The sequence below is a fragment of the Duganella phyllosphaerae genome, assembly GCF_001758785.1.
Classification (GTDB): domain Bacteria; phylum Pseudomonadota; class Gammaproteobacteria; order Burkholderiales; family Burkholderiaceae_D; genus Rugamonas; species Rugamonas phyllosphaerae.
The window spans coordinates 39,637-49,534 of the sequence record NZ_LROM01000138.1; the positions used below are offsets into that span (position 1 = coordinate 39,637).

The window sequence follows — 9,898 nt, forward strand, 5'->3', positions numbered from 1 at the left end:
TGTGATCTCCTCGATTACTGCTTGGCGGCAGGAGCGGCCGGTGCAGCACCGGCGGCAGCAGGCGCGGCGGCAGGCGCCTTGGCGACCACGGCAGGCGCGCCCGGCTTGACCTTCTGCACGCCTTCGACGATCACCTGGTCGCCATCGGCCAGGCCGGATTTGACCAGCCACTTGCTGCCGTAGGTGCCGGCGGTGGTCAGCACGCGTTGTTCGACCTTGCCTTCCTTGTTCAGGACCAGCGCGGTGGCTTCGCCCTTCTGGTTGCGGGTAACGCCCTGCTGCGGCACGGTGATGGCTTTTTCATCGACGCCCGATTCGATCACTGCGCGCACGAACATGCCTGGCAGGAGATTCTGTTTCGGGTTCGGGAAGATGGCGCGCAGCGTGACGTTGCCGGTGCCCTGGTCGACGGACACGTCCGAGAACTGCAGCTTGCCCGCTTCGGCATACTTGGTGCCGTCGGCCAGCACCAGCGTGACCTTGGCCTGGCCCGATTGTTTCAGGCTGCCGTCGGCCATTTCGCGCTTCAGGCGCAGCAGGTCTTCGCTCGACTGGGTAACGTCGACGTAGATCGGATCGAGTTGCTGCACGGTGGTCAGTGCATTGGTCTGGTTGGCGGTGACCAGCGCGCCAGGCGTGACGGTCGAACGGCTGATGCGGCCGCTGATCGGTGCGTACACGTTTGTGTAGCGCAGGTTGATATTGGCTTCCTGCAGCGCGGCGTTGGCCGATTCCACGTCGGCCTGGGCCTGGGCGTCGGCGGCGATCGCGTCTTCGTAATCCTGGCGGCTCACGCCTTCGATGGCCAGCAGTTCCTTGTAGCGTGCGGCCTTGGGACCGCTGGTCAGCAGATTGGCCTTGGCCTTGGCCAGCGCAGCCTTGGCCGAATTGACACTGGCTTGATAGATCGACGGATCGATCTGGTAAAGGGCGGTACCGGCTTTGACGTCGGAACCTTCGACAAACAGGCGTTTTTGAATCACACCGTTGACCTGCGGGCGCACTTCAGCCACCTGGTAGGCGCTGGTGCGACCCGGCAGTTCGGTCGTGATTTGCAGTGGCTCTTGCACCACCTTGTATACGCCCACTTCCGCCACCTGCGGTTTTTGAGGTGCTTCGGACGTGGATTTGGAGCAACCAGCCACGAGGGCGGTTGCAGTGATCAGGGCTGCGACCCCGGCCGTCCGCAGGGACGGTTTGCAGAAAAGAGCTTCCATGTGGTGAGGCTTTCTGAGGAGAGTTCTGGAGAGATTATAAAAACACACACGCTAGAATGAACGATCATTCTAACCCTGTCAAGCTGAAATTTAATTCCGCGAAGCAATTCATGCACATTGTCATCGAGCGACAGCACGGCAAGAACTCCCATCGGGCCAGGTCAGATTGCGGTAAGATGCCAAGGTTATACGCTGGCTGTGACTTGACTGTGACTGTGCCGGCGCCCACTCCCACCGGACCGTTCCATGGAACCACAAAACAGCGATACCACCGACTTTCTTTCCTGCGGCGTGCCCGGCCTCGACGAGGTGCTGGGCGGCGGCCTCACTGCCGACCGCCTGTACCTGGTCGAAGGCGAGCCCGGCACCGGCAAGACCACGCTGGCGCTGCAATTTCTGATCGAAGGTGCACGCCAGGGCGAACACGTGCTGTACATCACGCTGGCCGAGACCGCCGTCGAACTGCGCAGCGTGGCGCAATCGCACGGCTGGGACATGGCCGGCATCCAGATCGAGGAAATCATCCCCGGCGAGAACGCGCTCGACCCCGACCAGCAGTACACCATCTTCCACCCGGCCGAAATCGAGATGGGCACCACCACCCAGCGCATCGTGGCCGCCATCGACAAATCGCGGCCGCGCCGCGTGGTGCTCGATTCGCTGTCCGAGTTGCAGCTGCTGGCCGAAAACCCGCTGCGCTACCGGCGCCAGGTGCTCGCGCTCAAGCAGTACCTGACCAGCCGCTCCTGCACCACCGTGCTGCTCGACGACCGCACCGCGCTCTCCACCGACTTGCAGGTGCGCAGCGTGGCGCACGCGGTCATCACGCTCGAATTGGCCGACCAGGCCTACGGCGCCGAGCGGCGCCGTATCCGCGTGGTCAAGTATCGCGGCATCGCGTTCCACGGCGGCGCCCACGATTACAAGATCGTGCGCGGCGGCTTGCGCGTGTATCCGCGCCTGGTCGCAGCCTCCAGCCGCGTCATCAGCGCCCGCCGCCAGCTGTCCTCCGGCATGCCGGCGCTCGACCAGTTGATCGGCGGCGGCCTGGAAGAAGGCATGAGCACCCTGATCAGCGGGCCGTCCGGCACCGGCAAGTCGTCGCTGGCGGCGCAGTTCGTGCACGCGGCGTCGCAGCGCGGCGAAAAGAGCGCCATGTTCCTGTTCGAGGAAGCGCGCAACAACCTGCTCAACCGCTGCGCCAACCTGGGCCTGGACCTGGCTGGCGCCGAGGACAGCGGCCTGCTCACCATCCAGCAGGTCGATCCGGCCGAACTGGCACCGGGCCAACTGACCCACGCGGTGGTGCAGGCGGTGGAACGCGGCGTAAAAATACTGGTGATCGACAGTCTGAACGGGTATCTGAACGCCATGCCCGACGAGCGCTTCCTGGCCACCTACCTGCACGAGATGCTGACGTACCTGGGCCAGCGCGGCGTGGTCAGCATCATCGTCGGCGTGCAGCGCGGCATGATCGGCACCGCCAGCTCGGCGGTGGACGCCAGCTACATCGCCGACAACATCATCATGTTGCGCTACTTCGAAGCCGAGGGCGAAGTGCGGCAGGCCATTTCCGTCTTCAAGAAGCGCGGCAGCGCGCACGAACGCACCATCCGCCGCTTCGAGGTGGGCACCGGCGGCATCAAGGTGGGGCCGGTGCTGCGTGGCTTCCACGGCATCCTCACCGGCGTGCCCACGTACGACAGCGCCGAGGTGGCCCAGTCGTTTTCCCAGCCCGCTGGCGATATCCAGATCTGAGGCCGATGGAAACCCGCATCCTGATCTATGCGCCCACCGGCCAGGATGGTCCGCTGGCGGCGCGCGTGCTGACGCTGGCCAAGCTCGACAGCCACGTCTGCGCCACCCTGGCCGAGCTGGAACAGCAGCTCGGCCAGGGCGTGGGCGCCGTGCTTACGGTGGAGGAAGCGTTGACGCCGGCCGGCTACAAGCTGCTGCACGACGTGGTGGCGCGCCAGCCCGACTGGTCGGATCTGCCGATCCTGCTGCTCACCCACCACGGCGCCGATTCGGCCACCGTGCGCCGCGCCGTTGCCGGCCTGGGCAACCTGACCCTGCTCGAGCGGCCGGTGCGCACGCTCACGCTGATCACCGCGCTGCAGGCCACGCTGCGCGCGCGCCAAAAACAGTACCAGGTGCGCGAGGCGGCCCGGCGCAAGGATGAATTCCTGGCCAGCCTGGGGCACGAACTGCGCAACCCGCTGGCGCCGATCCGCACCTCGGTCTCGCTGCTTACGCATCTGTACCCGGACGCAGCGCCGGTGGCGCGCATCCGCGACATGGTCGAGCGCCAGGTCAAGCTGCTCACGCGGCTGGTGGACGACCTGCTCGACGTCGCCCGCATCACGCGCGGCAAGATCAAGCTGCAAAACCAGCTGGTGGCGCTGCAGGCGGTGATGAACCACGTCAACGAACTATGCGCGCAGGCCGCCAGCGCCAAGCGGATCCACGTGGCGTGGCAGCTGCCGGTCAGCGAAATTCTGCTCAACGCCGACTACGCGCGCATCGTGCAAATCTTCGCCAACATCCTCTCCAACGCCATCAAGTTCACGCCCCAGGGCGGCCACGTGGTGGTGCGCGCGCATGTCGCCGACAAGGTGCTGGTGGTGTCGCTGCGCGACAGCGGCATCGGCCTTGAGCCGGAAGCGCTGGCGCGCATCTTCACCATGTTCGAGCAGAGCACCACGGTGGCCGGCCAGTTCACCAGCGGCCTCGGTATCGGCTTGAGCCTGGCGCGCCAGTTCGCCGAGATGCATGGCGGCTCGGTGGCAGCGTCGAGCGACGGCGCCGGCAAGGGCAGCGAGTTCGTGATCCGGCTGCCGATCGTGCACGTGAGCGCCGGCCACGACCAGGAAAGCGCCCCGCTGCCCGCCCACGCCGCGCTCGACGGCAAGCGCATGCAGGTGCTGGTGGTGGACGACAACCAGGACGCCGCCGATTCGCTGGCGGCGCTGCTGGAAGTGGACGGCTTCGACGTGCGCGCCGTGTACAGCGGCGCGGCGGCGGTGGCTGCGGCGGCCGAGCGCATCCCGGACATGATCATCATGGACCTGGGCATGCCGGGCATGGATGGTTACGAGGCGGCGCGGGCCATCCGCCAGCAGCCGGGCGCCAGCAAGATCCTGCTCATCGCCCTCACCGGCTGGGGCCAGAGCGATGCCCGCCGCCGCACCACCGAGGTGGGCTTCGACCATCACCTGGTCAAACCGGTGGAGCTGGCGCAGATCATCCGCCTGGCAGGCGCGCGGCATAACCGCGAGCAAGTACAGGCGGCGCGGTAATCTCGAATTGCTGGCGGGCAGGCCCCTACTTCCAATCCCCACGCAATTTAGCGACATCCTCGCGCAACCCGTCTGGCGTCACATCCTGCGGCGCCACCGGCTGGCCGACGGCCAGCGCCAGCTTCGAGCGCAGGCCGGCGTGGAAGGCGCGGTTGAAGATGTTTTCCTTGTTGCGGCTCAGCAGGTGGCCCCACAGGCCGCGCAGCGCCAGCGGGATCACCGGCACTTGCGAGCGCTCGATGATCTTGGCGATGCCGCCCTTGAACGGGTTGATCTCGCCGTCGCGGGTCAGTTGCCCCTCCGGGAAAATGCAGACGATGTCGCCCTCGTGCAGCGCCTGGGCGATATCGATATAGGCCTTTTCCATCAGCCACGGATCTTCCTTGGCCGGCGCAATCGGAATCGCGCGCGCGGTGCGGAAGATCCAGCCCAGGAACGGCGTCTTGAAAATCCGGTGGTCCATCACGAAGCGGATCGGGCGCGGGGCGATGGCGCCGATCACGATCGCATCGACATAGCTGACGTGGTTACACACCAGCACCGCCGCGCCCTCGGACGGAATGCGCTCGGCGTTGACCGTGTGCACCCGGTGCACGGTATGGATCAGCAGCCAGGCCAGGAAGCGCATCAAAAATTCCGGCACCAGCGAGAAGATGTAGACCGCCACCAGCGCGTTGAGCAAAGCCGTCACCAGGAACAACTGCGGGATCGTCAAGCCCTGGCCCAGCAGCACGATGGCCATGCCGGCCGCCGCCACCATGAACAGGGCGTTGAGGATGTTCATGCCGGCGATGGTGCGCGAGATGTGGGCCGGATCGGCGCGCAGCTGGATCAGCGCAAACAGCGGCACGATGAAGAAGCCGCCGAACATGCCGATCATCAAAAAGTCGAACAGGATGCGCCAGATACCATGATGTCCCAGCAAGGTCATCACGTCGGCCGAGGTGCCAGCCAGGGCTGCGCCACTGATGGCAAAGGCGTTGCTGGCAAAGTACAGGTCGGCGCCGAAGATGGTCAGGCCGATCGAGCCGAACGGCACCAGGCCGATTTCGACCTTGCCGCCAGAGAGGCGCTCGCACAGCAGCGAGCCCGAACCCACGCCCAGCGAAAACACGGTGAGCAGCATCACGAACGCGCCGTGGTCGCCGTGCAGGTAATCCTTCGAATACACGGGTAACTGCGCCAGCAGCACGGCGCCGTAGAACCAGAACCACGAGTTGCCCAGCATTGACTGGAACACGACCCGGTTCTTGCTCGAGAAGCGCAGGTTGCGCACCGATTCGGCGACAAAATTCCAGTCCACTTTCAGCTCGGGCGACGGCGCCGGCGATGGCGGAATCCGGTAGCTGACCAGCAGGCCGATGACCGCCACGAAGATGGTGGCGCCCGCCTCGAAGTACAGGCCGTGCGGCTGCATCACCACCAATATTGCGCCCAGGATCTCGCCGGCCAGGATGCCGACAAAGGTGCCCATCTCGGTCACGCCATTGCCGCCGATCAGTTCTTCCTTTTTCAGGTGCTGCGGCAGGTAGGCATATTTGACCGGGCCGAACAGGGTGGAATGGATACCCATGCCCACTACTGCTGCGACCAGCAGCCACAGGTGATGGGTCATCCAGCCGATGCCCGCGACGACCATGATGGCCACTTCCAGCCATTTGACACAGCGCGTCAGGCCGGCCTTGTCGAACTTGTCGGCCAGCTGGCCGGCGGTGGCGGAGAACAGCACGTACGGCAGGATGAACAGGCCGGGGATCAGGTTGGTGACCAGCGACGGCTCGAGATTGGTCCAGCTCAGCGCATCGAACGTGATGACGACGATCAGCGCGGTCTTGAACAGGTTGTCGTTGAAAGCGCCGAGAAACTGGGTCCAGAAGAAGGGAGCGAAGCGGCGTTGCTTCAGCAGGGAAAACTGGTTGGGCTGGCTCATGTTGCTCGGGTCCGTTCTTGTAGTTTCCAGAGTGAGCGGATTATAACCGCACGCCGGTGCGACTCGACATGCGATTAGGCAACTTGATGATGGTACTAGCAGATGGCGCTTGCGGCAGCGCTGGCCAGGCCCGAGGCCAGCGCCGGGCTGACTATGCCCGCTGCGGCTTGCCGCGTTGCAGCCAGAGATCGATGGAAGGAACTACCAGCAATACGGCTGCCATGGAAATCAACACGATCACCAGGCCGGCCCAGAAGCCGGCAGCCTCGGCCACTGTTGCCAGCGCACCGGTGAGCAGCGGCACCGACAGCCAGCGCAGGAAATATGCGCGCGCGCGCGCAGCGGGCCACAGGCGCTGGCGCGACGAGGCAAGGTACAGGCACAGCGCCGCCAAGGCAGCGATCAGCCCGCAATTGAGCATCGATGTGATTTCCGTGCTTGCCATGATGTTGCCCCAGTCACTTTGAAATTGATGAGAATAATTCTCATTCATTTTATAGTAAATGAGAATTGTTTGCATTTCAAGCGGAGATTGGCTTGCTGGGTCTGCCAGCTAACGCTGGCGGGCGACCGGCGTAAAAAAAGGCCGGATCCGCAACAGACCCGGCCTATGCTTGCACGTTCGTTGAGCGATCAGCGCTTCTTGTCGCCTGCGACTTCATCGGCACGCAGCTTCGGCGCCAGTTTGTCGAGCACGCCGTTGACGTACTTGTGGCCATCGATACCGCCGAACGACTTGGTCAGTTCAACGGCTTCGTTGATGACCACGCGGTAAGGGATCTCGAGGTTGTTCTTCAGCTCGTAGGCACCGATCAACAGCACCGCGTGCTCGATCGGCGACAACTCGTTGATGCCGCGATCGACCAGCGGCGCAAACGTTTCGCGCAGGGCCACGGAGTCCTGGATCGCACCGTACAGCAGCTTGGTGAAATGCTCGGCGTCGGCCTTGTCGAAGCCGTGGGCGGCGCGGATGTTGTTGACGACCGTGGTGGCGGGCTCGTTGTTCAGCAGCCACTGGTACAGGCCCTGCAGCGCGAACTCGCGCGCGCGGTGGCGCGGGGTGCGGTTCTTGCTGGGGTTTGCGTGTAGGCTTTTATCTGTCATGGGGTTACCTGTTGTTAAAGACGCGACTTATTCGTCGTCGCCCTGGTCCTGATTGAGTTCTTCGAGGGCGATGGTCAGATTGGCCATTTCCACTGCCACACGGGCGGCGTCGGTGCCTTTTTCGACCATGCGCACTTCTGCCTGCTCATCGGTTTCGGTGGTGAGAATCGCGTTGGCGATCGGGATGCCGTAGTCGAGGCCGATGCGGGTGATGCCCGCGCCCGACTCGTTCGAGACCAGCTCGAAGTGGTACGTTTCGCCTCGGATCACGGCGCCGAGGGCGATCAGCGCGTCGAACTGCTGCGACTCGGCCATTTTTTGCAGCACCAGCGGCACTTCCAGCGCACCCGGCACGGTCACGTGCAGCACGTCTTCGTCTTCCACGCCCAGGCGTTTCAGTTCTGCCAGGCAGGACGACAGCAGGCCGTGGCCGATGTCTTCGTTAAATCGGGCTTGAACGATGCCGACACGCAGGCCGTCGCCGTTCAGGTTGGTATCGTAGCTTCCTACGGTCATGATGAGCCTCTTTAATCAGGTTAGTTGGGTTTGGCCAGGTAGCCGGTCACTTCCAGGTCGAAGCCCGTCATCGACGGCATCTTGCGTGGGCTGGCCAGCAGTTGCATTTTGCACACGCCGACTTCGCGCAGGATCTGTGCGCCGATGCCGTAGCTGCGCAGGTCCATGCTGGCCGCGCGGCCTTTCGGCTTGGCTTCCGGCTTGTCGAGCGCGGCAAACTGCGAGAAGAACTGCTCGGCAGTTTCTTCGCAGTTGAGCAGCACGATCACGCCGCTGTCGGCAGCTTTCACCGCTGCCAGCGACGACGACAAATTCCACGAGTGGGTGGTCGCTTCCGATTCCAGCACGTCGAGTATGGAGACCGGCTGGTGCACGCGCACCAGGGTGTCCTTGTCTTTTTCGATCTGGCCATGCACCAGCGCCAGGTGGGCCGAGCCGCTCGGCTTGTCGCGGTATGCGATCATGCGGAACTGGCCTTGCGCGGTGTTGAGCACGCGCTCGCCCACCTGCTCCACCAGCGACTCGTTGCGGCTGCGGTACTGGATCAGGTCGGCAATGGTGCCGATCTTCAGCTTGTGTTCCTTGGCAAATTCCATCAGGTCCGGCAGGCGCGCCATGGTGCCGTCGTCCTTCATGATCTCGCAGATCACCGAGGCGGGCGTCAAGCCGGCCATCGCGGTCAGGTCGCAACCGGCTTCGGTGTGACCAGCACGCATCAGCACGCCGCCCTTTTGAGCCTTGAGCGGGAAGATGTGGCCCGGCTGGACGATATCGACGGCCTTGGCATCTTTCGATACTGCCACCTCGATGGTCTTGGCGCGGTCGGCAGCCGAGATGCCGGTGGTGACGCCTTCGGCCGCTTCGATCGATACCGTGAAGTTGGTGCCAAAGGCGGTGCCGTTACGCGACGACATCATCGACAGCTCGAGCAGATCGCAACGTTCTTCGGTGAGCGTGAGGCATACCAGGCCGCGCGCGTGCTTGACCATGAAATTGATGGCTTCCGGCGTAACGAAGTCCGCCGCGAGCACCAGGTCGCCTTCGTTTTCCCGGTCTTCTTCATCGACCAGGATCACCATGCGGCCAGCGCGCAATTCGGCGACGATTTCTTCGGTGCTGGAAATTGACATATTTAATCCTTGGGAGCTAATGCGAGAATAACCCGGTATTTTAATGGATTTACGGCACTCCCACCGCAAAAGCCCGCTTTTATCCTTGGGCCGCCAGCCTGATGCTTTTCTTTTTGAAAACATTCCGTGACATCAACAGCCTGTTTCTTGCGATTGAAGGGTAATCTTGCTCTACAGCAGCAAGTCCAGGCGTAAGATGGGCTCACCCACCCGGAGACCGCGATGCCCTTGCGCCTGACCACCTGCCTTGCCCTGTACCTGATTTTCTCAGCAGCGCAGGCGCACGCCCAGGGCGCGGCAGCGATCAAGCAGGGCCAGCGCCTGTGGCAACAACGCTGCACCGATTGCCATGCGCTCGACACCGACGAGACCGGCCCACGCCATCGCGGCGTGTTCGGCCGCCGCGCCGGCGCCATCAAGGACTACGATTATTCGCGCGCGCTCAAGCGCTCGCAAGTGACGTGGGACGCCAGGTCGCTCGACCGGTGGCTCACCGATCCCGAGCGTTTCATTCCGGGCCAGAACATGGATTTCAAGGTGAGCAGCTCAGCCGAACGGGCGGCGCTGATTGCTTACTTGCAGAGTTTGTCCAGTCCCGGCGTCGGCGCAGGCCTTACCCCGGCGCGAACGCAGCATGCAGCGCCAGATATGCCGCCCCGATGACGTTGGCGTCCACCCCGACCTCGCCCGCCAGCACTGTCA

9 protein-coding genes are annotated in these 9,898 nt (G+C 63.8%); 3 read left to right on the forward strand and 6 right to left on the reverse strand.

Features of this window, described 5'->3' with window-relative positions:
* Positions 1-14: 14 nt before the first annotated feature.
* Positions 15-1,217, reverse strand: coding sequence for an efflux RND transporter periplasmic adaptor subunit (locus tag DUPY_RS23590; protein WP_070251596.1), 1,203 nt, complete (start codon positions 1,215-1,217; stop codon positions 15-17).
* Between the two features lie 246 nt (positions 1,218-1,463).
* On the opposite strand from DUPY_RS23590, the gene DUPY_RS23595 reads away from it, so the two are divergent.
* Positions 1,464-2,975 carry an ATPase domain-containing protein gene (locus DUPY_RS23595; protein WP_070251597.1) on the forward strand — a complete coding sequence of 504 codons (1,512 nt, stop codon included), beginning with the start codon at positions 1,464-1,466 and terminating at the stop codon, positions 2,973-2,975.
* Positions 2,976-2,980: 5 nt separating this feature from the next.
* Positions 2,981-4,516 (forward strand): hybrid sensor histidine kinase/response regulator, encoded by a 1,536-nt coding sequence (locus DUPY_RS23600; RefSeq protein ID WP_070251598.1) that lies wholly within the window; start codon positions 2,981-2,983, stop codon positions 4,514-4,516.
* A 25-nt stretch (positions 4,517-4,541) separates the two neighbouring features.
* On the opposite strand, the gene DUPY_RS23605 is transcribed toward DUPY_RS23600, so the two are convergent.
* The 5 genes from DUPY_RS23605 to ribBA all read right to left on the reverse strand — a co-directional run bounded on the left by DUPY_RS23605 (position 4,542) and on the right by ribBA (position 9,196).
* On the reverse strand, positions 4,542-6,446 hold the full coding sequence (locus tag DUPY_RS23605; RefSeq protein WP_070251599.1) for an MFS transporter: 1,905 nt from the start codon (positions 6,444-6,446) through the stop codon (positions 4,542-4,544).
* 151 nt (positions 6,447-6,597) lie between these two features.
* Positions 6,598-6,891: a hypothetical protein gene (locus DUPY_RS23610; RefSeq protein WP_084640873.1), complete on the reverse strand. Its 294-nt coding sequence runs from the start codon at positions 6,889-6,891 to the stop codon at positions 6,598-6,600.
* Positions 6,892-7,079: 188 nt separating this feature from the next.
* Positions 7,080-7,550: a transcription antitermination factor NusB gene (nusB, locus tag DUPY_RS23615; protein ID WP_019920535.1), complete on the reverse strand. Its 471-nt coding sequence runs from the start codon at positions 7,548-7,550 to the stop codon at positions 7,080-7,082.
* Positions 7,551-7,577: 27 nt separating this feature from the next.
* The gene (gene ribH / locus DUPY_RS23620) at positions 7,578-8,066 is read right to left on the reverse strand and encodes a 6,7-dimethyl-8-ribityllumazine synthase (RefSeq protein WP_019920536.1); all 489 of its coding nucleotides are present in this window, start codon (positions 8,064-8,066) and stop codon (positions 7,578-7,580) included.
* Positions 8,067-8,086: 20 nt separating this feature from the next.
* Positions 8,087-9,196: a bifunctional 3,4-dihydroxy-2-butanone-4-phosphate synthase/GTP cyclohydrolase II gene (gene ribBA, locus DUPY_RS23625; RefSeq protein ID WP_070251601.1), complete on the reverse strand. Its 1,110-nt coding sequence runs from the start codon at positions 9,194-9,196 to the stop codon at positions 8,087-8,089.
* Between the two features lie 222 nt (positions 9,197-9,418).
* On the opposite strand from ribBA, the gene DUPY_RS23630 reads away from it, so the two are divergent.
* Positions 9,419-9,859: a c-type cytochrome gene (locus DUPY_RS23630; protein ID WP_070251602.1), complete on the forward strand. Its 441-nt coding sequence runs from the start codon at positions 9,419-9,421 to the stop codon at positions 9,857-9,859.
* Positions 9,860-9,898: the final 39 nt, after the last annotated feature.